General features: G+C 67.8%; 19 protein-coding genes. 10 read left to right on the top strand and 9 right to left on the bottom strand.

Features of this window, described 5'->3' with window-relative positions; genetic code table 11:
* Window positions 1–226: 226 nt before the first annotated feature.
* Window positions 227–1,261, bottom strand: coding sequence for a stage II sporulation protein M (locus OHS03_RS28415; RefSeq protein WP_328658283.1), 1,035 nt, complete (start codon window positions 1,259–1,261; stop codon window positions 227–229).
* Between the two features lie 18 nt (window positions 1,262–1,279).
* On the opposite strand from OHS03_RS28415, the gene OHS03_RS28420 reads away from it, so the two are divergent.
* Entirely contained in the window at window positions 1,280–2,026 is a 747-nt protein-coding gene (locus OHS03_RS28420; protein WP_062992350.1) for an RDD family protein, read from the top strand.
* A gap of 148 nt (window positions 2,027–2,174) precedes the next feature.
* Here the strand turns inward: OHS03_RS28420 and OHS03_RS28425 are convergent, their stop codons facing one another.
* The 6 genes from OHS03_RS28425 to OHS03_RS28450 all read right to left on the bottom strand — a co-directional run bounded on the left by OHS03_RS28425 (window position 2,175) and on the right by OHS03_RS28450 (window position 8,765).
* Entirely contained in the window at window positions 2,175–3,461 is a 1,287-nt protein-coding gene (locus tag OHS03_RS28425) for a DUF58 domain-containing protein (protein WP_328658284.1), read from the bottom strand.
* Between the two features lie 4 nt (window positions 3,462–3,465).
* A complete protein-coding gene (locus tag OHS03_RS28430) occupies window positions 3,466–4,461 on the bottom strand; it encodes an AAA family ATPase (RefSeq protein WP_056822533.1) in 996 nt (331 codons plus the stop codon).
* Window positions 4,458–5,486 (bottom strand): DUF4129 domain-containing protein, encoded by a 1,029-nt coding sequence (locus tag OHS03_RS28435; RefSeq protein WP_328658286.1) that lies wholly within the window; start codon window positions 5,484–5,486, stop codon window positions 4,458–4,460. The genes OHS03_RS28430 and OHS03_RS28435 overlap by 4 nt, the downstream gene beginning before the upstream one ends.
* Window positions 5,483–6,367: a hypothetical protein gene (locus OHS03_RS28440; RefSeq protein WP_328658288.1), complete on the bottom strand. Its 885-nt coding sequence runs from the start codon at window positions 6,365–6,367 to the stop codon at window positions 5,483–5,485. Before OHS03_RS28440 ends, OHS03_RS28435 begins: the two co-directional genes overlap by 4 nt.
* A 53-nt stretch (window positions 6,368–6,420) precedes the next feature.
* A complete protein-coding gene (locus OHS03_RS28445) occupies window positions 6,421–8,034 on the bottom strand; it encodes an adenylate/guanylate cyclase domain-containing protein (protein ID WP_328658291.1) in 1,614 nt (537 codons plus the stop codon).
* Between the two features lie 185 nt (window positions 8,035–8,219).
* A complete protein-coding gene (locus OHS03_RS28450) occupies window positions 8,220–8,765 on the bottom strand; it encodes a TetR/AcrR family transcriptional regulator (RefSeq protein ID WP_328658292.1) in 546 nt (181 codons plus the stop codon).
* Window positions 8,766–8,845: 80 nt separating this feature from the next.
* Between OHS03_RS28450 and OHS03_RS28455 the strand changes: the two genes are divergently transcribed.
* A complete protein-coding gene (locus OHS03_RS28455) occupies window positions 8,846–10,357 on the top strand; it encodes an MFS transporter (RefSeq protein WP_063005955.1) in 1,512 nt (503 codons plus the stop codon).
* 48 nt (window positions 10,358–10,405) lie between these two features.
* Here OHS03_RS28455 and OHS03_RS28460 read toward each other — a convergent pair whose 3' ends face one another.
* On the bottom strand, window positions 10,406–12,229 hold the full coding sequence (locus OHS03_RS28460) for a DUF4407 domain-containing protein (protein WP_328658294.1): 1,824 nt from the start codon (window positions 12,227–12,229) through the stop codon (window positions 10,406–10,408).
* A gap of 929 nt (window positions 12,230–13,158) precedes the next feature.
* On the opposite strand from OHS03_RS28460, the gene gltB reads away from it, so the two are divergent.
* The 8 genes from gltB (at window position 13,159) to OHS03_RS28500 (ending at window position 23,728) form a co-directional block, all read left to right on the top strand.
* On the top strand, window positions 13,159–17,826 hold the full coding sequence (gltB, locus tag OHS03_RS28465) for a glutamate synthase large subunit (RefSeq protein WP_328658296.1): 4,668 nt from the start codon (window positions 13,159–13,161) through the stop codon (window positions 17,824–17,826).
* Window positions 17,819–19,291 carry a glutamate synthase subunit beta gene (locus tag OHS03_RS28470; RefSeq protein ID WP_328658297.1) on the top strand — a complete coding sequence of 491 codons (1,473 nt, stop codon included), beginning with the start codon at window positions 17,819–17,821 and terminating at the stop codon, window positions 19,289–19,291. Before gltB ends, OHS03_RS28470 begins: the two co-directional genes overlap by 8 nt.
* 192 nt (window positions 19,292–19,483) lie before the next feature.
* Window positions 19,484–20,110: a tetratricopeptide repeat protein gene (locus tag OHS03_RS28475; protein ID WP_328658299.1), complete on the top strand. Its 627-nt coding sequence runs from the start codon at window positions 19,484–19,486 to the stop codon at window positions 20,108–20,110.
* A gap of 341 nt (window positions 20,111–20,451) precedes the next feature.
* Window positions 20,452–20,799 (top strand): hypothetical protein, encoded by a 348-nt coding sequence (locus OHS03_RS28480; RefSeq protein ID WP_328658301.1) that lies wholly within the window; start codon window positions 20,452–20,454, stop codon window positions 20,797–20,799.
* On the top strand, window positions 20,796–21,725 hold the full coding sequence (locus OHS03_RS28485; protein WP_328658303.1) for a hypothetical protein: 930 nt from the start codon (window positions 20,796–20,798) through the stop codon (window positions 21,723–21,725). Before OHS03_RS28480 ends, OHS03_RS28485 begins: the two co-directional genes overlap by 4 nt.
* Complete coding sequence (locus tag OHS03_RS28490; protein ID WP_328658305.1) at window positions 21,722–22,225, top strand: roadblock/LC7 domain-containing protein; 504 nt, start codon at window positions 21,722–21,724, stop codon at window positions 22,223–22,225. The genes OHS03_RS28485 and OHS03_RS28490 overlap by 4 nt, the downstream gene beginning before the upstream one ends.
* Before the next feature lie 10 nt (window positions 22,226–22,235).
* The gene (locus OHS03_RS28495) at window positions 22,236–22,607 is read left to right on the top strand and encodes a hypothetical protein (protein ID WP_056822511.1); all 372 of its coding nucleotides are present in this window, start codon (window positions 22,236–22,238) and stop codon (window positions 22,605–22,607) included.
* Window positions 22,608–22,828: 221 nt separating this feature from the next.
* Window positions 22,829–23,728, top strand: coding sequence for a cutinase family protein (locus OHS03_RS28500; protein WP_328664445.1), 900 nt, complete (start codon window positions 22,829–22,831; stop codon window positions 23,726–23,728).
* Between the two features lie 365 nt (window positions 23,729–24,093).
* On the opposite strand, the gene OHS03_RS28505 is transcribed toward OHS03_RS28500, so the two are convergent.
* Window positions 24,094–24,714 carry a histidine phosphatase family protein gene (locus OHS03_RS28505; protein ID WP_328664447.1) on the bottom strand — a complete coding sequence of 207 codons (621 nt, stop codon included), beginning with the start codon at window positions 24,712–24,714 and terminating at the stop codon, window positions 24,094–24,096.
* Window positions 24,715–24,757: the final 43 nt, after the last annotated feature.

Consider the following 24,757-nt stretch of genomic DNA (forward strand, 5'->3'; position numbering starts at 1 on the left):
TTCGTACCCCGGACCTGCGCGTTGGGGGTTGCGTGGGGATAACGATTGTGTACAGTTGACGGTAACGCTGGCCGCAGTTCGAGCCCGACTCGCTGCGGCCAGCGGAACTCAAATGGGGGAGTTCGAAACCATCTCTTGACCTTCTGTAGCTGCCGATTGTCCGGTGCTGTCTCCGGGCGGTGTGCTCGGAGTTGTCGGCCTCACAGATGTACGTGCAGATGCGTGCTCACGCCCGGTCCAGAGCTTGTGGCTGCGCCATCAGCCACCGATCAGCCGGATCCGCCGACACGACCGGTACCGCTGCCTCGGCATCCTGTTCCTCGGCCACTCGCCTGCCGATCCCGAAGACGTAGTAGAGGAACAGCGCCTCGGCCGTGAACCCCAGCGCGATCCGCACGGGTACGGGCAGCGGGCTCGGCGTCACGAAACCCTCCAGCAGCCCACACACCAGCAGCACGCACACCAGCCCGAGCGCCACCGTCGCGGTCGCACGCCCCTGCCTCGCCATCGCGGCCGCTCTGCTGCGCGGTCCCGGATCGACCAGCGTCCACCCGAGCTTCAATCCCACCCCGCCCGCGACGAACAGCGCGGTGAGCTCGAGCGTGCCGTGCGGCAGGATGAAGCCGAAGAACGAATCCAGCCGCCCCGCCTCGGCCATCAATCCACCGGTTATCCCCAGATTCAGCGCATTCATGAACAGTGCGTACACAGCCGGGAGGATCAGTACGCCTGTGAACAACGCGATCGCCGACACCAGCGAATTGTGGGTCCAGACCTTCGCGGCGAAGGCCTCGTTGGGGTGCTCGGAGTAGTACGACTCGAACGAACCCCCAGGTCCGGTGACATCCGACAGGTCACCGGCGGGTATCCCCAGCGCGTCGCGGGCCGCGGCCGAATGATTCACAAGCACGCCGATCACCCCCGCGACGGCGAGCAAGATCGCAGTTGTCCCCAGCCACCAGGGCCAGGCTCTGTACACAGCCGCGGGAAAGTGCCGGGTGAAGAACCGGCCCACTTCGCGCCACGGTTGCGACCGCGCCGCGAGTACTCGCCCCCGGGCCCGCGCCAGCAGCGCACTGAGCCGGTCCACGAGCTCCGGATCCGGATGGTGCCCCTGCAATCTCGCCAACTGCTGCGAGGTCGACCGGTAGAGCCGGACCAACTCGTCGGCCTCCGCGCCGGACAACTTCCGCTGGCGGACCAGCTGATCGAGCCGATACCACGACCGTTGATTCGCCCAGCTGTAGGCATCGGTGTCCATATCGGGAATGCTAGCCACATGGCTGAATTCACCACCGGCGAAGCGGTGGCGCTCGAACTCCCGATCGCGCGCATTCCCAGCCGTGCGGGCGCCTTTCTGCTCGACCTGATGCTTCAGCTCGCGCTCGCCGCGACACTGCAATACGTCTTGATGCTGGTGCTGCTGGCCACCGACGCCGATTCGGCCTGGTTCTCGGTGACGGCGGTCATCACGTTGGTGACCGTGCTGATCGCCTATCCGGTGTGCAGCGAAACCGTCTCGCGCGGGCGTTCGCTGGGCAAACTGGCGTTCGGGTTGCGCGTCGTGCGGGCCGACGCGGGGCCGATCGACTTCCGGCACGCGCTCACCCGTGGCCTGGCGGGCGCGATCGTTGATTTCTGGCTGCTCGGTGCGTTCGGCGCGGTGGCCGTTGTCGCGTCGCTGTGTTCGCGCGATGGCAAGCGGGTGGGCGATGTGCTCGCCGGAACGGTAGTTGTGCACACCCGCCAGACCATGCCGATGCCGTCGCTGGCCGTCGCGCCGCCGTGGTTGACCGGCTGGTCGGCGCAGCTGGACCCGAGCGGGATCTCCGACGAACTGGCCGGGGCGGCGCGACGGTATCTGACCCGGCTGCCGACGCTCACGCCGCCCACACAGCACTATCTGGGCACTCAGCTCGTCGAGGCCATGTGTGCGGCGCTGCGCTGCCCGGTGCCCGTCGGCTACCCGCCATATCACGTACTCGGCGCGATTCTCGCTCGGCGACAGCAGCTTTCACGGGTGTAGATCACCAGCCTGTGCACGAACCCACCTGTGCACAGACCACCCTGTGGATGAATCTGTTGGCGAGTCGGTGGATGAACTGTGAGTACCGGTGGAAACTGCGGTTATCCACAACCACGTGCGGTTGTGCACAATTCGCGACGTCCACAGATCACAGCGAGCCGGACTGCTTCAGTTCGAGGTATTCGTCGGCCAGCGCCTCTGGCAGTTCGTCGGGGGCCGCGGCCACCACGGCCACCCCGCGCCTGCGCAGTGATTCCTGCACGAGAGCGCGTTCGGCCAGCACGGTTTCGGCGGCGGCCGCCGTGTAGACCGCCGAACGATCACGGGCAGCAGCGGCGATGTCAGGATCGGTGACAGACACGATCAGCACCCGATGACGTCGCGTGAGCGTCGGCAGTGCGGGCAACAGGTGCTCGGTGACGGTGGGCCCGTCGAGACTGGTGAACCACACGATCAACGCCCGCCTGCGAACCCGCGAGATCACGGTGCGGACCAGCCCGTCGGTGTCGGTGTCCACCAGCTGTGGAGTAACCCCAGCGAGGGTGTGCATAAGTTTGAGAGGCAACTGATTGCCGCCGACTCCACTCACTTCCGCGCGCACTCGCCGGTCGTAGGCCATCAGATCCACGGTGTCGCCGGCGGCCGCGGCCAGCCCACCGAGCAGCAACGCCGCTTCGATCGCACTGTCGAGTCGGGTTCCCTCGCCGACCCGGCCCGCACTGGCCCGCCCGGTATCCAGAACCATCAGCATGTGGCGGTTGCGTTCGGGCCGCCAGGTCCGCACCAGCACGTCGTTGGCACGTGCGGTGGCCCGCCAGTCGATGCTGCGCACGTCGTCGCCCGCCACGTACTCGCGGAACGAATCGAACTCGGTGCCCTGCCCGCGCGTATTGGCGACATTGCGCCCCTCGAGATGATGCAGCCGCTTCACTTTCGAACGCAGCAGCCGCTCACTGCGAAACGCGGGCAGCGCGCGCACCCTGGCAGGTACCTCGACGCGGCTCTGCCGTCCGGCCAGCCCCAGTGGTCCGAGTAGTCGAAGCGTCACCGGACCCGCGACCCGATCACCGCGATAGATCGGAGTCAGGCTGGTACGCAATCGGATTCGGGTGTGCGGGGTCAGATCCAGGTGCCTGCCGTCGATGTCGGCGCGGGCACTGTCGGGCCAGGCGTCCCACAGCATGCCGCGCACGGTGGCCGGGCCGGTATTGGTGACCACCAGTTCCACCTCGGTGCCGCGACCGAGCCGCACCACCGTCAACGGATCACGGGTCAGCGACAGCGAATCCGCGCGCGCGGTGAGCGCGACATCGGTCAGCAGCAGCGCCAGCAGCACCGCGCACGCGCCGAGCACCCCGACCCCTGTCGGCACCACGAACATCACCACCGCCGCCGCGACGGTGGCGAGCAGCGCGAATCGGCCTGTGACCACCACGTCGCTAGACCGGAACCGGCACCGAGACCAGCAACGACGAGAGCACGCCCTCGGTGCTCACCCCGTCCAGCTCGGCCTCCGGCCGTAACTGCAGGCGATGCCGAAGTACCGCCATCGCCACCGTTTTCACGTCGTCGGGCGTCACATACGTGCGCCCGTTGAGCCAGGCGAAGGCACGGGCGGCGGCCAGCAGCGCGGTCGCACCGCGGGTGGACGCGCCGTGTGCGACGGCGGGGGAGGAGCGGGTGGCACGGCACAGATCCACGATGTAGGCCAGCACCTCCGGGCTCACCGCCACCTCGCCCACCGCGGCGCGCGCGGCCGCGATGTGCGCGGGTCCGGCGACCGGCCGCAGCCCGGCGGCGCCGAGATCACGCGGGTCGAAGCCGCTCGCATGGCGTTGCAGGATGCGGAACTCGTCGTCGCGGTCGGGCAGACGGATGTCGACCTTGAACAGGAACCGGTCGAGCTGCGCCTCCGGCAGCGGATAGGTGCCCTCCTGCTCGATCGGGTTCTGCGTGGCGACCACCACGAACGGATCGGGCAGCGCACGCGGCTGACCGTCCACCGAAACCTGGCGCTCCTCCATCGATTCCAGCAGTGAGGACTGGGTTTTCGGTGGGGTGCGGTTGATTTCGTCGGCAAGCAGCAGGTTGGTGAAGACCGGGCCCTTGCGGAAGGTGAACTCGGCCGAATGCGGATCGTAGATCTGGGATCCGGTGACGTCGCCCGGCATCAGATCCGGGGTGAACTGCACGCGCGCGTGGTCGAGCGCCAGCGAGGTGGCCAGCGCGCGCACCAGCAGCGTCTTCGCTACGCCAGGAACACCTTCCAGCAGCACATGCCCGCGGCACAACAGGGCGAGCACCAGGTACAGCACGGCCTGGTCGTTGCCGACCACCGCCTTGCCGATCTCGGTGCGCAGCGCGGCCAGCGCCGCCGCGGCTTCCTGTGCGCTCGGCGCTTCCAGCGCGACAGCGTCCTTGGAAATATTTGTCATCCGAGCTCCGTCTCGATCCATTCGAGGTGTGCGGCAACATCATTGAGAGTCGTCTCGTCCGGCACGTCACCGAACAGGACAGTGCCGATCTGTTGAGCGGGGACGCCGAGTCGACTCGACACGACGGCGACGAGTTGATCGTCGGTGAGCTCGCCGCCCAGCCGAGGCTTGATCCGGCGCAGCGTCGCGGCGCGCAGGATGTGCGCCACATGGGCCACGTCGCCGGAGCGCCGGTACAGCCCCGCCTGCCCCGCGAGCAGCTCGTTCGCGGCGACCTCGACCGGGCGCGGCTCGCCGACCAGCGCGCCACGCCTGCGTGCTCGCCACCAGATCAGCGCCACGAAGGCCAGCAGGAACTGCAAGCCGCCGAATGCCAGCCAGCCGGGCAGCCGGGTGAAGATCGAGTCCTTGCCGCTGCCGAAATCGAGGTCGCTGTCGTCGGGCGGCGGCCTGTCGGGCGGGTCCGGCGGGTCTGGCAGGTCAGGGGCGTCGGGCGCGTTGGGGGCGCCGCACGACTGCATGGTGGCGTAGATCAGCAGCGCGATGGCGAGTCCGGCGGCCAGCGTTGCCCAGAAACGGGGGCTGCGCAAGATCCCGGGCAGCGGCGGAAGTTTCCTGCGCTGCTTGGGTTCTCGTTCGACGACCTCGATCTCGAGCGGGTCGAGGACCGGCGGCGGCGCGGATTGGGAGTACCGGTCGGCGTACTCGAGACGGCGGTACTCGTCCTCGGTGGCCGCGCGTCCGCCGTAGACGACTTCGTCGAAGCTGCGTGCCGCCGGATGCAATTCGGTGGATTGCTCCAGCGGGAGTGCGGTGGTCGCGTCGTCGGCGGTCTCCTGCGCTGTGCGCGAGCGGCGCACCGGCAGGCTGCCGTCCTGTTCGAGTCCGCGCAGGACGGCGCGGAAGCGTTCGCGCAGGGCGCGGTCGTAATCGCGTCGGCCCGCGGCATTCTCGGCGGCGGCGCGGTGTTCGGCGGCGGCGCCGAGGCGGGGCCGCGGTGGGACGCCACCGGGGGAGTCGGTCACCGGCGATCACCGGGGATTCGAATGTCCATGCCTTCCCGGACGCAGCGCCTGCTGATGTAGCAGAGCACGCGGCTGGTCGCCTCGACGATCTCGCTCACCGTCACCACCAGCAGGAACCCGCCGACGAGCAGAGTGATGACAGCCCAGCGGTGGGTGCCGGAGAAGTCGGAGAGGAAGAACGGAATACCGAACGCGGGCACCGCGAGTACGGCGAAGATGCACCGCTGGGTGAGCCACAGACCCGCCGTCGACCAGACGCCACCGTGCACGAGCTCCTTCGAACGGGCCACGCCCACACCGAAACCCGCGTGTTCGGCAACGATCACCGGTTCGGCGACGAACCGTCGCGCCCGCACGTGCGAGAGCCAGATCAGCGCGAGCGGGTAGGTGATCACCAGAATGCTGCCGAGCAGCAGCACCCCGATTCCGGTGAGCGTGAACATGATCTGCGCCAGCGCCAGCGGCATCGCCCGTCGGCCCGCGGCCCGCAACCCGTCGAGCACGCCGTAACGCACCCCGTGGAAATCGGCGAGTCCGATGGCGACGGTCGCGCCGCGCAGGACCAGGCGCACCAGCCACACACCTGCCGCGGTGGCCAGGATCGCGGCCCACGCGGTACCCGCGTCGGAACCGTCGGTGAGGTGGGAAACCAGCCCGGTGAGCCCGAGCACGCCGAGCACTGCCAGCACCAGCGCACTGCCGCCGAGCACCGCGAAGGTCCGCAGATGGACCTGGATCAGGGCGAACGGCTCATCGAGCAATTCGCGGAAACGCAAGGGGCGGATCGGCACCGTCGGCGGTGTTGGCGGCCCCGGCGCAGGCGCCCGTGCCGGATCGACTCCCGCCCCGACGGCGCCAACCGTTTCGACGGCGGGACGCACGGGCCCGAGTGTAGTCAATCCCACCCGAACCACCCGGTCATGCGTACTGCGCCCTACCGAACGTCGGCGGATCCACGCCCGGCAGAGGCGCCCTCGTCGGCCCGCTCGGACAGCCTCGGCAGCGCGACCTGCGTGGGCTTCAAACGCCCACGCAGGGTGACCGTCTCACCGAGAATCCACTGCGCGGATTCGGAGTCGGCGGCGGCGGCGAGCGTGGTCGCCGACGTGAGTAGACGTTCGTCGTACTGCTTGGACAGCTCACACAGCCGAGCGGCCTCGTTGACCGCATCGCCGATCACCGTGAACTCGTACCGGTTGTGCGTACCGACATTGCCCGCGACCACCCGTCCCGCCGCGACGCCGATCCCCGCGTCGAGATCGGACGCACCATGCAATCGACGCTGGATCGCCCGTCCGCACGACAGTGCCGAGCCCGCCAGGTCGTCGAGCGGAGCCGGAGTGCCGAACACGGCCAGCGCGGCGTCGCCCTCGAACTTGTTGAGCAGCCCACCGTGGCGTTCCACCTCGTCGACGACGATGTCGAAGAACCGGTTGAGGATGCCGACGATCTCGGGCGCGGGCAGGGTGGCCGCCATCGTGGTCGAGCCGATGATGTCGATGAACAGGGCAGCGGCCTCGGTTTCGGTGCCGCCGAGCACCGGCTGGGAGGCGATCGCCGCCATCGCGACATCGTGGCCGACGTGCTTGCCGAACAGGTCCTCGATCATCGCCCGCTCGCGCAGGCCGTGCACCATCGTGTTGAAGCCGCTCTGCAACTCGCCCAGTTCGGTGCCGTCGTAGAGGGCGATCTCGGCGTCGAGGTCACCGTTCTCCACGCGGCGCAGCGCCTGGCGCACGCCCTTGATCGGGGCCACCGTCGCCGCGACGACCTGGGCCATCAGGATCAACCCGAACACCAGCGCCGAGCCGCCGAAGCAGAGCATGCACACCGCGAGCCTGGCCTTGCTCACCGCGGGATCGGCCAAGGCCCAGATCGCCACCGTCATCGTCAGCGTCACCGGTACCCCGACGCCGACGAACCACGACAGCATGGTCCGGCCGAACACGCCGATGCCGCGGCGGCGGTGAGGGTCGGCGGCCAGCACGCGCGCGGTCACCGGACGCAGCGCGAATTCGATGATCAGATAGCTGTTGGCGCACACCACGATCGCCGCGGCGCCGATCGCGAGGACGACCTTGGGGATCAGCGCCGGTTCGAGCACGCCGTAGACAATGGTGAGCGCGGTCAAGGTCAGCGTCCACAGGAGGGCCTGCTGCAGCACCATCCAGCGCGGCGCCGACACGGTGACCTGCTGTTCGGCCGGCGTCGGCACATGCTCGGGATCGGTGGCCCAGCCCATCGATCGCACACCGGCCACGGTGCCCCACGTGGTGCCGACCGCCAGCGCGAGGGCGGCGCACACCGGCGTGAAGACGCTGTTCACCAACAGCAGTTCCTGGGTGAACACGGTCGGTCCCGGCAGCACGAAGCCCGCCAGCACCACCACCATCGTGATACCGATCAGATTGGCGATGAGCAGCGGAACGGTGAGCAACAACTGCACTCGAACGCGCCGGGCCGTCGACTTCTCGTCGGCTGGTCCGAGCAGTGGAGAGCCCCACGGCGCCGATCCCGCCGCGCGTGTCGATCCATCGCGGTTGATCACACTCGAACTGTAAACCGGCGAAACGACCAGTGACCACAGAGTTGCGTAGGTCACTGTTCGGGTCAGGTTGCTATACCAACTGGTGGCGATGGCTTTTGTGAGCCTCCACTGGCCCAGTGGTCGTGTCGTTGTTTACAGCGGAGTTCGGTGTACAAGCGTCCACTCAGTTGCGCGCTCGTGGGTTGTCAGCGTTGCAGCAGCCGGTCGACGACGGCGCGGTAGCGCGCGGGCTCGATCTGCGGCAGGCCGAGCAGGGCGCGCAGGTAGACCCCGTCGCCGACGAGGCGGATGATGTCGGCGCGGACGGGGTCGTCGACCTCGGTCTCCAGGTTGTCCGACCAGGCCGCCATCACCGCGTCGAGCGCGCGCTGCACTTCGTCGGGTTCGCTGCCCGCCGAGGCGTCGATGGTGCGCATGGTCGCCAGCAGCGAACGGTACAGGGCGAGTTCGACGGCATCGGCCTGCGCGGTGGGGTCGGGGGTCTGGAGGTACCACTCGGCGATCGAGCTCCCGCTCGCTCTGGCTTCGTCGAGTTGGGTGCGGGCGCGCTCGCCGAGTCGATGCACCAGCCCGACGAGCAGCGCGTCCTTGCTCTTGAAGTGGTAGAGCAGTCCGCCCTTGGACACCCCCGCCGCCGCGGCGACGTTGTCGAGGGTCATCTGGGCCGTGCCGCGTTCGAGCAGCAGGGTTTCCAGGGCGTCGAGGATGCGATCGCGGGTGCCGGGGCTCACAGCGCTCACTGTACCGTCTGGACGGTTTTCCTGTTACTGTACCGGCTGGACGGTTTACCAACCTGAAAGTCGAGAGACCGATGAACACCCCCACCGCACTCGCCCCGCCGCGCGCCACCCCGCGTGAGTGGGCGGGCCTCGGCGTACTCGCCCTTGCCCTGCTGCTGCTCGCCGTCGACGCGACCGTGCTCGACCTGGCCGTGCCCGCGATCAGCGCCGACCTGGCCCCGAGCACCCCACAGCTGCTCTGGATCATCGACGTGTACTCGTTCGTGCTCGCCGGCCTGCTGGTCGTGATGGGCAACCTCGGCGACCGGATCGGCAGGCGCAGACTGCTGCTGATCGGCGCCGTCGGCTTCGGCATCGCCTCGGCGCTGGCCGCATGGGCGGTCTCGCCCGAAATGCTGATCGCGGCGCGGGTGTTGCAGGGTGTGGCCGGCGCCACGCTGATGCCCGCCACCCTGGGGCTGATCCGCTCGATGTTCCAGGACGCGCGTCAGCGCACGATGGCCATCGGCGTATGGAGCGCGATGGCCGGTGGCGGCGCCGCGGCGGGTCCGCTGGTCGGCGGCTGGCTGCTCGAACACTTCTGGTGGGGCTCGGTGTTCCTGGTGAACCTGCCGGTGATGCTGGTGCTGCTGGCACTCGCGCCGCTGCTCATCCCCGAATCACGTGACCCGAATCCGGGTCGGTTCGACGCGCTGAGCGCGCTGCTGTCCATGCTGGCGCTGGTCCCGGTGGTCTACGCGGTGAAGGAAACCGCCGCGCACGGTCCCACGGTGAGTGCGCTACTGGTCGGCCTGGTCGGTGTGATCTCGGCCGTGCTGTTCGTGCGCAGGCAGCGTCGCCTGACCGATCCGATGCTCGACCTGCGGCTGTTCGAGTTGCCGAGGTTCCGGGTCGCGGTGTTCACCAACCTGCTCGCGGTGTTCGCCCTGGCAGGCGTGCTGTTCTTCGGCTCGCAGTATCTACAGCTGGTTCTCGGCCGCACGCCCCTGCAAGCGGGTCTGCTGATGCTGCCCGGACTCGCGGCGAGCGTGCTCGGCTCGCTGGCGGCTGCCCTACTCGTGCGGCGCTGGCGTGCGACGGTCGTGCTGGCCGGTGCGCTGGTTGTCACCGCGCTCGGCACGGCGGCTTTCCTCGCGGTCGACGTGGTGAGCGGCGCCGAAGCGTTCGTGCTCGGTTTCGTCGGAATCGGTCTGGGCGCCGGCGTGGCCATGACGGTGGCCTCCGACCTGGTCGTCGGATCGGCTCCGGCCGAACGTGCCGGTGCGGCCGCGGCGATCTCGGAGACCGCCTACGAGACCGGACTCGCACTCGGTGTCGCCCTGCTCGGGAGCACCGTGATGGCGATCTTCCGCCGTGGCCTCGACCTGTCCCTGCTGCCCGACGACGCGGTGGCCACCGCATCGGGTTCGCTCAGTGGCGCGGTCGAGGTGGCCGCCGAGCTGCCCGCCGCGGTGGCGCAGGAGTTCCTGTCCTCGGCGAATCAGGCGTTCGTCAGCGGCATCCATCTGACGGTGGTCGGCATCGTCGCGGTGTTGTTGTTCGCGGCCTACAGCGCGGTCCGGACGAAGACCACGCGCGGCTGAGCGGGAGTTCGGGACAGCGGGCACGGCCTGCTGTCCCGACTCGTGCGATCAGCGAGCGGGCGGCAGCTGACGACGGCCGCCGGGGAGCTCGCCCGCTCCGCCGCCGGGGAGTTCGTCGTGGCCCTGCGCCTCGGGCAGACCGTTGCCCTGTCCGGCGGGCAGGGCGGTGTAGGTCGGCGCCGATTGGTACTGACGCGGGTCCGGGTGGAAGCGGCTCGACGGCGCGTCGACCACGTTCGAGGCGATCTGCTGGGCATAGGGCTGATACGGCTGCTGGTACTGCTGCTGCGGGTAGGCGCCGGGCGGCAGGAAACCCTGCGCGGGCTGTCCCTGCAGCTGGTATCCGGCGGGAACCTGCTGCTGCGCCGAGGAATCCTGGGTGTCGACGGTGACCTTGCGCGAGCGGCGCAGCGTGAACGTCACCTCTTCGACCTCTTCGAACGCCTGTCGCGCGGTCCGCATCGGGTGGGTGGCCGAGTCGAACGCGTTGGCGACGAACGAAGGCACCAGCGGGCGAATCCAGCGGGCCGCGGTGTCGGTGAACGGCACTGTACCGATGATCGGCAGTTCGAGGCCGCCACCGCCGGTCGGCGCGGGCGCGGGGGCCTGCTGAGCAGGGGCCTGGTGCGCGGGGACAAGCGTCCCGGCGGGACCGGTGGGCAGCGCGTGCTGGACATAACCGGCGGGCAGCTGCGATGGCACGTTCGGCTCCAGAGACACGGAGTCGTCCTTTCGATGCGGCTCGGAGAACCCGAGCTCGAAACCGCCGATCGCGGCGATGATCCTGGTGCGCTGACGTTCTCGATCGATCACGGTATCGGCTTCGATGGCCAGTTGCGCGGCGGTGAGCTCGTGTTCGGCGCGCAATGCGGCCGTCTCGGTGCGAACCTCGGCGCGTTTCACCGCGATGGCGGCGTCGGCTTCGCGCTGGGCCCGGTCGGCCACGTCCGCGGCGTCGACCCGGCGGTCCAGCGAGGTTTCCCCCCGCCACCAGCGCAACAGCAGCGGCAGCAGGGCCACCACGATCCCCGCGAGCAGGATGAGAAGGCGCAGGGCAGCAGCCCCCGCGTGCGAAGCGGTGTAGCTGTTCATGGCCAGCCAGCGGGCGCCGAGACCACGGTCGCCCTCGGCGATCGCGCTGGTCCGCGCGGCGGCGAGGGTGGCGGATTCGGTGCGAATCCGCTGGTCGAGGCCCTCGACGCGGCCCTGCGCCGTGGCGAGCTGTTTGCGGGCGTCGTCGAGCATGTCGTTGGCGGTCTGGGTTTCCGGACCGCGACCGGGCACCCCGGTGATCCTGGTCCGCGGGCATTCCGGAGTGGGGTTGTACTCGCATCGGGCGATCACCAGCGCGCGGTCGATATCGGCCTGCGACTTGGCGATGCTCAGGTCGAGCGCGGCGCGGTCGGCGGTGGCCAGGTCGAAGGTGGTGCGGGCGGCGACCACGGCGGGCGCGTTCTCGGCGCCGGCCTGGGCGCGCACATCCAGTTCCCGGTCGACGGTCCCGCCGAGCAGCACAGTGGCGGCGAGTTCGGCGACGAACACCCCCGCCAGCACCCCGACCCCGATCCGGGCCGCGACGCCGAACCGGTCATCGTCGGCCCCGGGACGCGTGGTCGCCAGCGCCCGCCCGAGCGCGCCCACCGCGCCCGCGACGACCAGCGCGAACAGCACCGCGCCGACCACGCCGACATCGGCGGCGAGCAGCGCGCACAATGTGACGAGACCGGCGATCAGCGCGAACGACGACACTGCGGCACCGGTGACGAGATAGCGGCCTTGTTCGTGGCTGAAAGCCAGGTCAGCACCCGTTTCAGGGTCCCGGCGCCGAGGCGAGGCGAGGCCTCCGCCGAGCCAGGTGAGTAAGCCGGTCATGAATTCTCCCCGGGTCGTGCGCTCCACTGGGCATGGCGAAACTGGTAGGCATGGCAAAACTGGCATGGATTCGTTGTGTCAGCGTGACAGGCCGGACACCGACACACCGAGTGCCGAGGTGCTGCTTGTGGTCAGCCTCACAGTCGAGTGAGTCCAGCCATCGCGTCGACCGAGATATTTCCGTGCCCACCTCGGCGTGTCGTACGCGGCGAGCCGGGCTCGACCGCCGTCCGCGCCCGATTTGTGTCGAACGACACTGCCAAAAGTTAGCTGAGGGTGTGCTGTGGCGCACATTTCGCAATACAGACCGTACGGTCGGCTGACTGGCGCGCTTGTGGGGGCCTGTGTCGGGAATATCTCACAGTCCCCACCCCCGGTTAGCGGAGGTGGGAGGTTTGACCAGGGCATCTGTAGGGAAATCTGCTGCGGTGCAGGTGAGTTCAGCTTTCGACCCCGGGTCGGCGGCTGATTCGAGTCTGTTCGTCCACGGTGTTCACGCAGGTAGGAACGGGTTGTCCGGGATCGATCCGGTCCCCAGTCTGCTTTACACTGGACGACGCGCGCGACGATGCAAGCAGCCGTTACAAACCCCAGCTAGACGGGTTACTTAGCACAACCTTAGTTGGTTGGGTCTGCGGTCTGACTTATCGTTTGCTCTTACGCCGAACACACCCATGTTCGGCCAACCACCTGTTCGAGGCCCGGTGAAACCGGGCCAAGAGTAGCGGGTGAAACCCCGCGCAGAGGTAAGGGAGAAGTAAGCATCCCGTTACCTCTGAGCACCCCAACTACGTCAACGCCGCAAACCACCACCGTCGCTGGTTTCGGATCGTACGGACGCAGTCTTGACGGAGGCGAAACGACGAAGGGCCCACGCTCAGCTTGCTGGGTGGCCGACATCGACAGCCGACTTTCTTGAAGGCAGAGGCATGACGCAACTTCCTGGCCACAGGTCACCCGGAGTCACCGGGCTCTACGATCCGGCATTCGAACACGACGCCTGCGGCGTCGCGTTCGTCGCCGACATGCATGGACGACGCAGTCGAGACATCGTCGACAAGGCCATTACGGCCCTCCTGAACCTGGAGCACCGCGGTGCTGCGGGTGCCGAGCCGAACTCCGGCGACGGCGCGGGCGTCCTGATCCAGCTCCCGGATAAGTTCTTCCGCGCGATCATCGCCGAAAGTGCCGCCCCCTTCGAGTTGCCGCCGGAGGGCTCCTACGCCTCCGGTATCGCCTTCCTGCCGCAGGCCCGTCGCGAAGCCGCGCGTGCCGCTTACGGCGTCGAGAAGATCGTCACCGAAGAGGGCCTCGCCGTACTCGGCTGGCGCGAGGTGCCGATCGACGAGTCCTCGCTCGGCGCGCTGGCCCGTGATGCCATGCCGACCTTCCGGCAGATCTTCATCGGCTCGCCGAAGAACTCCGCCGAGCAGCTCTCCGGCATGGACCTGGAGCGTCGCGCCTATGTGATCCGCAAGCGGATCGAGCACGAGCTCGGTAAAGCAGGCCCCGGTGAGGGCACCGTCGGCAAGGAATCGGTGTACTTCCCGAGCCTGTCCGGCCAGACCTTCATCTACAAGGGCATGTTCACCACGCCCCAGCTGCGTGCGTTCTACCTGGACCTGCAGGACGAGCGCGTCGAGTCGGCCATCGGCATCGTGCACTCGCGCTTCTCCACCAATACCTTCCCCTCGTGGCCGCTGGCGCACCCGTTCCGCCGGGTCGCCCACAACGGTGAGATCAACACCGTCACCGGCAACGAGAACTGGATGCGCGCCCGCGAGGCGCTGCTGCGCAGCGACGTGTTCGGCAAGGACGAAGCGGGCAAGGACCGCCTGCAGAAGATCTTCCCGGTCTGTACCCCCGGCGCTTCCGACACCGCGCGCTTCGACGAGGTGCTCGAACTGCTGCACCTCGGCGGTCGCGAGCTGCACCACGCCATCATGATGATGATCCCCGAGGCGTGGGAGCGTAACGAGAACCTCGACCCCGAGCGGCGCGCGTTCTACGAGTACCACTCGATGCTGATGGAGCCGTGGGACGGCCCGGCGGCGGTGTGCTTCTCCGACGGCACCAAGATCGGCGCCGTGCTCGACCGCAACGGTCTGCGCCCCGGTCGTATCTGGGTCACCGAAGACGGTCTCGTCGTGCTGGCCTCCGAGGTCGGCGTGCTCGACATCGATCCCGCGACCGTGGTCCAGAAGATCCGCCTGCAGCCGGGCAAGATGTTCCTGGTCGACACCGAGAAGGGGCGCATCGTCACCGACTCGGAGGTCAAGTCCGAGCTGGCCGCGGCGCAGCCGTACCAGGAGTGGCTCGACGCCGGCGTGAGCCGGCTGGCCGATCTGCCCGATCGCCCGCACGTGCACATGTCGCACGACCGCGTGCTGATCCGTCAGCAGATCTTCGGCTACACCACCGAGGACCTGAACCTGCTGATCACGCCGATGGCCAAGACCGGCGGCGAGGCGCTGGGCTCGATGGGTACCGACACCCCGATCGCGGTGCTGTCGAACCGTTCGCGTCTGCTGTTCGACTACTTCTCGCAGCTGTTCGCACAGGTCACCAACCCGCCGCTCGACGCCATCCGCGAGAAGGTCGTCACCAGCCTCAAGCGCAACCTCGGCCCCGAGGCCGATCTGCTGCACCCGGGCCCCGACTCCTGTCGCATGATCGCGCTCGAACAGCCCATTCTCGACAACGACGAGCTGGCCAAGCTCGTCCACATCAACGACGACGGCAGCCAGCCGGGCCTGCGCTCGGTGGTCGTGCGCGGTCTGTACCCGGTCGCCGAGGGTGGCGAGGGTCTGCGCAAGGCGCTCGAGGCCATCAACACCCAGGTCTCGGCCGCCATCGACGGCGGCGCGCGCATCATCGTGCTGTCCGACCGTGAGTCCAACGAGAAGCTGGCGCCGATCCCGTCGCTGCTGCTCACCTCGTCGGTGCACCACCACCTGGTGCGCGAGCGGACCCGCACCATGGTCGGCCTGGTCGTGGAGGCCGGTGACGCCCGCGAGGTGCACCACATGGCCCTGCTGATCGGTTTCGGCGCCGCCGCGATCAACCCGTACATGGCCTTCGAGACCATCGAGGACATGCTCGAGCGCGGTTCGCTGCAGATTCCGGGCAGCACCGGCGATCTGTCCGCCGACTTCCGCAAGGCCGTCGCGAACTACTGCACCGCGGCCAGCAACGGCGTGCTCAAGGTGATGTCGAAGATGGGCATCTCCACCCTCGCCTCCTACAACGGCGCCCAGCTGTACCAGGTCATCGGCCTGGCCCAGGACCTGGTCGACGAGTACTTCACCGGCCTGCGCTCGCCGCTGGGCGGCATCGGTCTCGACGAGATCGCCGAAGAGGTGGCCATCCGCCACCGCGTCGCGTTCCTGGAGAACCGCAACGAGCGCGCGCACCGCGAGCTCGAGGTCGGCGGCGAGTACCAGTGGCGTCGTGAGGGCGAGTACCACCTGTTCAACCCGGACACGGTGTTCAAGCTGCAGCACGCGACCCGCACCGGTCAGTACTCGATCTTCAAGGAGTACACCAAGCTGGTCGACGATCAGTCCGAGCGCTTGGCCGCGCTGCGTGGTCTGTTCAAGTTCAAGTCGAACCAGCGCGCGTCGATCTCCATCGACGAGGTCGAGCCCGCGAGCGAGATCGTGAAGCGTTTCTCGACCGGTGCGATGAGCTACGGCTCCATTTCCGCCGAGGCGCACGAGACCCTCGCCATCGCGATGAACCGCATCGGCGCCCGCTCGAACTCCGGTGAGGGCGGCGAGAGCCCCGCTCGCTTCGAGGTCGAGGAGAACGGCGACTGGCGTCGTTCGGCGATCAAGCAGGTCGCGTCGGGTCGTTTCGGCGTCACCGCGCACTACCTGACCAACGCCACCGACATCCAGATCAAGATGGCCCAGGGCGCCAAGCCGGGCGAGGGCGGCCAGCTGCCCGCGCACAAGGTGTACCCGTGGGTCGCCGAGGTGCGTCACTCCACGCCGGGCGTCGGCCTGATCTCGCCGCCGCCGCACCACGACATCTACTCGATCGAGGATCTGGCCCAGCTGATCCACGACCTGAAGAACGCGAACCCGCAGGCTCGGATTCACGTGAAACTTGTCGCGGAGCCGGGTGTCGGCACGGTCGCCACCGGTGTGTCCAAGGCGCACGCCGACGTGGTGCTCATCTCGGGTCACGACGGCGGCACCGGCGCTTCGCCGCTGACCTCGCTCAAGCACGCCGGTGGTCCCTGGGAGCTCGGCCTGGCCGAGACCCAGCAGACCCTGCTGCTCAACGGCCTGCGTGACCGCATCGTCGTCCAGGTCGACGGTCAGATGAAGACCGGCCGCGACGTGATGATCGCCGCCCTGCTCGGCGCCGAGGAGTTCGGTTTCGCGACCGCGCCCCTGGTCGTCTCGGGTTGCGTCATGATGCGCGTGTGTCACCTCGACACCTGTCCGGTCGGCATCGCCACCCAGAACCCGGTGCTGCGCGAGCGCTTCACCGGCAAGCCGGAATTCGTCGAGAACTTCATGATGTTCATCGCCGAGGAGGTGCGTGAGCTGCTCGCCGAGCTGGGCTTCCGCACCCTCGACGAGGCCGTCGGCCGGGTCGACCTGCTCGACACCGCCAAGGCCAAGCAGCACTACAAGGCCGCCAAGCTGGACCTGTCGCCGATCCTGGACATGCCGGAAACGGCGTTCATGAACCAGAACACCCGGTGCACCACCACCCAGGACCACGGTCTGGACAAGGCTCTCGACAACGAGCTGATCGCGCAGAGCGCCCCCGCGCTCGAGCGTGGCCAGGCGGTCAAGATCGAAACCAAGATCACCAACGTGAACCGCACGGTCGGCACCATGCTCGGCCACGAGGTGACCAAGCTCTACGGTGGCGCGGGCCTGCCCGACGACACCATCGACATCACCTTCACCGGTTCGGCGGGCAACAGCTTCGGCGCGTTCGTCCCGGCCGGCATCACGCTGCGGGTGTTCGGTGACGCCAACGACTACGTCGGCAAGGGTCTGTCGGGTGGCCACATCGTGGTGCGTCCGTCGGCTTCCGCACCGGAAGCCTTTGTCGCCGAAGACAACATCATCGCGGGCAACGTGATCATGTTCGGCGCCACCAGCGGTCGCATCCTGATCAACGGTGTCGCGGGCGAGCGCTTCGGCGTTCGTAACTCCGGCGCCACCGCGGTCGTCGAGGGTGTGGGCGACCACGCGCTCGAGTATATGACCGGTGGCCGCGTGGTCATCCTCGGTGACACCGGCCGCAACCTCGGCGCGGGTATGTCCGGCGGCGTGGCCTACGTCTACGACCCCGAGGGCAAGCTGCCGGGCCGGGTCAACCCGGATCAGGTCGACGCGATCGAGCAGCTCTCCGGTGACGACTTCACCTGGCTGCGCGACATCATCGCGACCCACCGCGACGAAACGGGATCGGCTGTGGCCGAACGCATCCTGAGCGACTGGTCCCAGCAGGTGAACCACTTCGTGAAGGTCATGCCCCGCGAATACAAGAAGGTTCTACTCGCCATTTCCGAAGCCGAGAAGGCAGGCAAGGACGTGGATACCGCGATCATGGAGGCGGCTCGTGGCTGACCCACAGGGATTTTTGAAGCACACCTCGAGGGAAACCCCGGCCCGTCGTCCGGTCGAGCTGCGTCTGCTCGACTGGAAAGAGGTCTACGAGGAGAAGAAGTTCTCCCAGGACACCTTGAAGAGCCAGGCCAGCCGCTGTATGGACTGCGGAATTCCCTTCTGCCACCAGGGCTGTCCGCTCGGGAACCTGATTCCCGAATGGAACGACCTGGTCTACAAGGGCGCGTGGCGCGAAGGCATCGACCGCCTGCACGCCACCAACAACTTCCCGGAGTTCACCGGCCGCCTGTGCCCGGCTCCGTGTGAGGCGTCCTGTGTGCTCGGCATCAACCAGGAGCCGGTCACGATCAAGCAGGTCGAGGTCGAGCTCATCGAGAACGCCTTCGACGAGGGCTGGGTCACCCCGGTGTACCCGACCCGTCTCACCGGCAAGAAGATCGCCGTCGTCGGCTCCGGCCCGGCCGGTCTGGCCGCCGCCCAGCAGCTCACTCGCGCCGGTCACACCGTGACCGTGTTCGAGCGTGACGACCGCATCGGCGGCCTGATGCGCTACGGCATCCCGGAATTCAAGATGGAGAAGTCGGTCATCGACCGTCGTCTGGCCCAGATGGAAGCCGAAGGCACCATCTTCAAGGCGGGCGTCAACGTGGGTGTCGACATCACCGCCGAGCAGCTGCGTGAGCGTTTCGACGCGATCGTGCTGGCCGGTGGCGCCACCATCGCCCGCGACCTGCCGATCCCGGGCCGCGAGCTCGACGGCATCCACCAGGCGATGGAGTTCCTGCCGCTGTCCAACCGGGTGCAGCTCGGTGACGACATCGCCGACGCGGACGGCCTGCCGCCGATCCACGCCAAGGGCAAGAAGGTCATCATCATCGGCGGTGGCGATACCGGCGCCGACTGCCTCGGCACCTCGCACCGCCACGGCGCCGAGTCGGTCCACCAGTTCGAGATCATGCCGCGTCCTCCCGAGGAGCGCGCGGGCTCGACCCCGTGGCCGACCTACCCCCTCATGTACCGGGTCGCCTCGGCACACGAAGAGGGCGGCGAACGTCTGTTCTCGGTGAACACCGAGCGTTTCGTCGGCAAGGACGGCAAGGTCACCGGCCTCGACGCCCACGAGGTCAAGATGGCCAACGGCCGCTTCGAAAAGGTCGAAGGCACCGACTTCACCCTCGAAGCCGACCTGGTCCTGCTGGCCATGGGCTTCGTCGGCCCGCAGAAGCCGGGTCTGCTCACCGATCTCGGCGTCGGCTACGACGGTCGCGGCAACGTCCAGCGCGACAAGAGCTGGGCCACCAACATCCCCGGCGTCTTCGTCGCCGGCGATATGGGCCGTGGCCAGTCGCTCATCGTCTGGGCCATCGCCGAGGGCCGCGCCGCCGCGTCGGCCGTCGACAAGTTCCTCGAGGGCGAAACCGCGCTGCCCGCGCCGATCCCCCCGACAGCTGTCGCCCAGCGCTGATCGCGTAACCACCGAGGCGCCCGCGGACTTTTCGAGTCCGCGGGCGCTTTCGTGTTGCCGAGGGGATGCGTAGGGGGCTGAACGACGAAGTTACTCAATGGTTTCGATGGCTACGCAAACGACATGGCTGATCTTCCCTGCAGCACATAGACTTTCCGTGTCGAGGTGTACGGGAAGATCCGAGGGGGAGCTGTGCCGTTGCCGCCGGAAGCATTGGCGAACCTGCGTCGCGCCGCGGAGCGTGGTGACGGTACCGCTATGCACAATCTTGCCCACTTCTACCACGACCACAGCGATTTCGAGGCTGCCGAGTACTGGTTCCGGCGCGCCGCCGCCGCGGGACACACGCGTTCGATGAACAACCTCGCCGTCCTGCTCGATCAGTTCGGTGAACTCGACGAGGCCGAATCCTGGTACCGCCGTGCGGCGGCCGCGGGCAACTGCAACGCGATGTTCAATCTGGCCACCATGCTCTACCAGTGTGGTGACCGCCGCGATGCCGAGACCTGGTACCACCACGCCGCCATGGCGGGACACGTCGACGCCATGTACAACCTCGCCCGGCTCTTCGAGGACCAGCACCGCCTCGACGACGCCGAAGCCTGGTACGGCGAGGCCGCCGACCACGGCGACATCGACGCCGTCAACAACCTCGGCATCCTGCTGCGTCACCGCGGCGCCACCACCGAGGCCCGCCGCTGCTTCCGGCGCGCGGCCGACCTCGGCCACCCCCGTGCCATGGCCAACCTCGCCGCGCTCCTGGAATCCCAAGGCGCCCACCGCGAAGCGGAAACCTGGTACCGCCGCGCGGCGGGCTGATCGCGCAATTCTCGAGCACATCGGTGTGGCAGTGGTGTGCGCCGAGTCAGGCGAGGTCTGCGAAGACGCTGATTCGTAAGTTCGCCCGATGATCGCTGGAGGATGGAAAAGGCGAGTGATCACCGGTTATGTCGATGGGCAGCGAATGACCGCCGAAGTTACTGAAAAGTATTGATACCGAGCGGTTTTCCAGCAACCATCAGCAAACATATTGTGCGGCAGCAATTTTCCGGCGTACAAGATGCGAAGAATAGCGGCGGGGTATAACGTCTCGTCTCGATCAATAGTCGATGACGGTCGGGGGCTCGGTGAATTCGCTTGATGGGTGTCTGAAACGCATCATGGATATTCCCGGAGCGCGCAGTGCGACGCTGGTGGACGGGGCGAGCGGGTTGGCTGTCGCCGCCGCCGGAGAACACCAGGGCGTCGACGAGCACGAGGACGCGGCGGGGACCACCGATGTGGTGCGAGCCGCGCTCGGGTGCCCGGCACTGGGGAGTTCCGATGACGACCTCACCGAGATCGTGGTGTGCCGGACCAGGGGGTTCCATCTCCTACACCTGGTTGACGGTGACTTCGACGGCAGGTTGTTCATGCATGTCGTATTCGACGGCGATACAGGAAATCTCGGGATGGCGCGCTATCAACTCAGATCGGCACTGGAAGATTTGACGGGCGGGGGCCGATGAGTGTCGCGCTCGCCGATGAATTGCATCGGCTCGGCGAAGAAGGGTCTACCGGAGTATTGCGGGCCGGGGACGGCGAATTCCACTTGGTCCGTGGCGCTATCGCCTCGGTAGGCTGCGGGCGCACGATCGGGCTCGACCGATTGGTGGTCGAAGCCGGGGTGGCAACGGCGGAGGATTGGCGTCGCGCGGGCGCGGGCGATCCCGGCCCGCTGCTGGAACAACCGCAACTGGAAACCCTCGCGCTGCTGTCGGTCTTCGACGCTGCCTACTTTTTGCTGGCCTCGGCGGGCGAGCCGGAATTCCGCCCGACACCCGAACATTGGCTGGCCCCGGTCTGCCACATCGCCCCGCGCGCGCTTGTTCACGAATGCGAACGCCGCAACGACAACGACTACGGTCCGTGGTCGCCCGACCTGGTCACCACGGTCCCGGTGGTCCCGGCCCGGCGGGTCAAGCGAAACCAGGTGGTGATCACCGGAAGTCAGGCCGAAGTCCTCGCCGCCGCCGACACCCGCCGCAGCATCGCCGACATCGCGCGCGATCTCGGTCGCACCACCTACGGCTGCCTCGTCGCGGTTCGCGACCTCACCACAGCGGGCTTGATCGAGAACCCGGAGCCCATCCGGACCGAACAACCGCAGCGCGGACGTCATCTCGCCCTCGCCCCGGAACCGGCCGACCACCCGAGCTCGACACTGTCGACAACATCCGTGCCCACGCTGCCCAGGCGTATTCCCGGCAGCGCGGGACCGACCCGTTTCCAACAGGAGACGGGTGCACGAGCGGGCAGGCACGCGATCGACGAGGAAGCGACCGCGACCGCCCGACACCGCGGAGACCAGGGCCGAGCGGAACCCGAACGCTGGCGACAGGTCGACCGCGAAACACTCATCCGGCTCAGGGCGGCGTTGGAGGAGCTTGCGTGACCGTGCGGAAGAAGCTGCTCGGTGAATGGAGGGGAAGGTTGACCAAACCGGCGATGACCGCGCCCGAACCCCGGGTGCCCGAACATGCAGCACCCGAACACTATCCGGCCGTACTGGCCGAATTGAAGGCGTTGCGCGAGCGGCTACCGCAGCTCACCGGGTCGCTGGTGGCCTCGAGCGACGGGCTGCTCATCGAACACGACCTACCCGTCCATCTGGAACCCGCGGGCATGGCCGCGCTGTCGGCCGCGCAGTTGTCGCTGTCGTATCGGCTGGCGAACGTCGCGCACGGCGGCGGGTTCAGCGAAGTCGTCGTGCACGGCACCGAGGGGCAGGTGGTGATCTACGCCGCCGGCTACACCTCGTTGACCGTGCTCGCCGGACCAGAAGTGAATGTCGGTCGGCTCCACCTGGAGTCGCGACCTGTAGCTCGCGCCATCGCCGGCCATCTGGCGGCGGCGCACTCGCCCGGGAACGACCTGGCGAAGATCGACGAATGAAAGGCACGATATGTCGAATATGGATCTGGCTCTGAAGGACATGATGGTGATCGAAGGCGCGATCGGCGCCGCGATCGTCGACTACAGCAGCGGGATGGCGCTCGGAATGCTCAGCAGCACCAAGTCGCTCGACCTACAGGTCGCCGCGGCGGGCAATACCGAGGTGGTGCGGGCGAAGATGCGCACCATCGAGCAGCTCGGTCTCAACGAGGACATCGAGGACATCCTGATCACCCTCGGCACGCAGTACCACCTGATCCGCCCGATGACAGGGCGCAAGTCCAAAGGGCTTTTTCTCTACCTCGCCCTCGATCGTAGCCGGGCCAATCTGGCGCTGGCGCGGCACAAGCTCAAGGGCATCGAAGAAGACCTGGAGGTGTGAGTTCCGCGAACAGGGGGTGAGTCGGCGGTGACGTGCCGCCGACATCCCGTCACTGCGGTTGCGTAGCCGTGGGTCCGTCGGTGCAAACTGTCATAAGATCGAGAGGTCGTGTGGCACGGGATGGCTCGTACGCCTATTCTGATTCGCGGCGAGATCTGGGGCCAAACGTCCTTAATCGGGGTTGCTCTCACATCGATGGAGCAAGGGTGAACTGGAGCGGTATGCAGGTGAAGAAGGTTGTCGCGGCTCTGGGAGCATCCGCGGCGATGATGTCCGGAATTGTTGTCGGCAGCACGAGCGCGAGCGCGGCGCCCGCCTGCCCGAGTCTGTATGTGGTCGCCATTCCCGGTACCTGGGAAACCGGCCACGAGAAGACCCCCGGCCCCGGCATGCTCGCCGGCGTCACCAACGGCCTACCGAGAAACACCGACGTCGACTACGTCACCTATGCCGCCACTGCTTTCCCCTGGGAGGGCGATGTCTACGGCAACTCCAAGAAGCAGGCGGTCGACGCCGCCCGCGGGCTGATCAGCGAGAAGCTGGCCGCCTGCGGCAACACCAAGGCCGCGATCGTCGGCTACAGCCAGGGTGCCGACGCCGCAGGCGATCTGGCCGCCGAGATCGGCACCGGCATCAGCCCGATCCCGCAGGACCGGGTCGCCGCTGTCGGCCTCATCTCCGATCCGCGCCGTTCGCCGACCGATGTGCAGGTCGGTCCGTTCGCCCCGGGTGCCGGTGCCGGTGGCGCCCGGCCGGGTGGGTTCGGTTGGCTGAGCGATCGCACGCGCACGATCTGCGCGGTCGACGACCTGTACTGCGCGACCGCCAGCGACGACTTCGTGACGCGGTTCGCCGGGTTCCTCGCGCAGAGTTCGGATGCGAATCCGGCCAACCTGTGGCGCTACCAGCTCGAGGCCGGGGCGATCGTGACCGACCTGATGTCGCTCGGCGGCATCCCGACGCTGGGGGCGCAGCTGACGGACGCGGCCAACCAGAAGCGGGCCAAGGATCTCGAGCAGTTCTATCGGTCGCAGGCTCATACTCTGTACGGCAGTTACTCGGTGGGTGGCGGGCAGACCGCTATCACCTGGATGCACAACTGGATCGCTCAGGCTGCCTGAGTTTTTCGTGAAGGGCCCGGTATCGCTTCGGCGGTACCGGGCTCTTTTGTTTGTTGGGGCTACAGGGGTTCGGTAGTCCCGGACGGTTTGACTGTGTTTATTGGCGCGCTGGCGCGCGCGTGTCCGCGGCCCTGAGGGGCCGCCGGTCAGGCACCGGTGCTTGCTCCTTCGTCGCCTACGCACCGGCGCCTGACCGGCGACCCGGCCGCGGACCGGCCACTTCGTGGCCGCCGCTCCCTAGGGGTCGCGGGTACGGGGCTGGGAGTGCGGTCATGGCGGACCTGGGGTGGACGATGTGGCTAGGCAAGGTGGCAAGGTGGCGGTCTTGGGGTGCGCGGTGGGTCGGGAGGGGGGTTTCGGCGGATCTAGGGTGTGGTTCGGGACAGGGCCCTCGGGAGTAGGTTCCAGACGTGGCCGTTTTCGTTGATGGTGGCGGCTGTGCGGGTGCCGGTGCGGGAGTAGAGGATTCGGGTGATCGAGCAGTAGTCGATCGGGAAGGTCAGGGGGCGGGGGAGGGCCAGGATGTCGGCCAGGAGGGCGTTGATCACGCCGCCGTGGGCGAAGGCTACGACGGTGTCCTCGGGCGCTGTTGTGGAGACGAGGTTGTCGACGGCGGCCAGTACTCGGGCGGTGAACGCCGGGCCGTCGATCTGGTCGGGGAGGTGGCCCGCTTTGATGCGGGCGTAGGCCTCGGCGAATTCGGTTTTCGCGTCTTCGATGGGGATGTAGGCGGGCAGGTCGCGGTCGTACTCGGCCAGGTCGTCGATGACCTCGACGGGCAGGTCGCGGGCGGTCGCGGTGGGGAGCGCGGTGTCGCGGGCGCGGCGCTGGGGGCTGCTGACTACGCGAACGATGTCGTGGGGGGCGAGCGCGGCGGGGACACGGTCGGCTTGGAGTTTGCCGATGTCGGTGAGGCCGGGGTCGGCGGCGGCGGTCTCGCCGACCACGCGTTCGGGTTGGGCATGACGCACGAGTATCAGCTGCACGCTCACACACTTTGCCGTATCGAGGTATCCGGGGGGACTACGG

This window comes from Nocardia salmonicida (assembly GCF_036142455.1).
Lineage (GTDB): Bacteria > Actinomycetota > Actinomycetes > Mycobacteriales > Mycobacteriaceae > Nocardia > Nocardia salmonicida.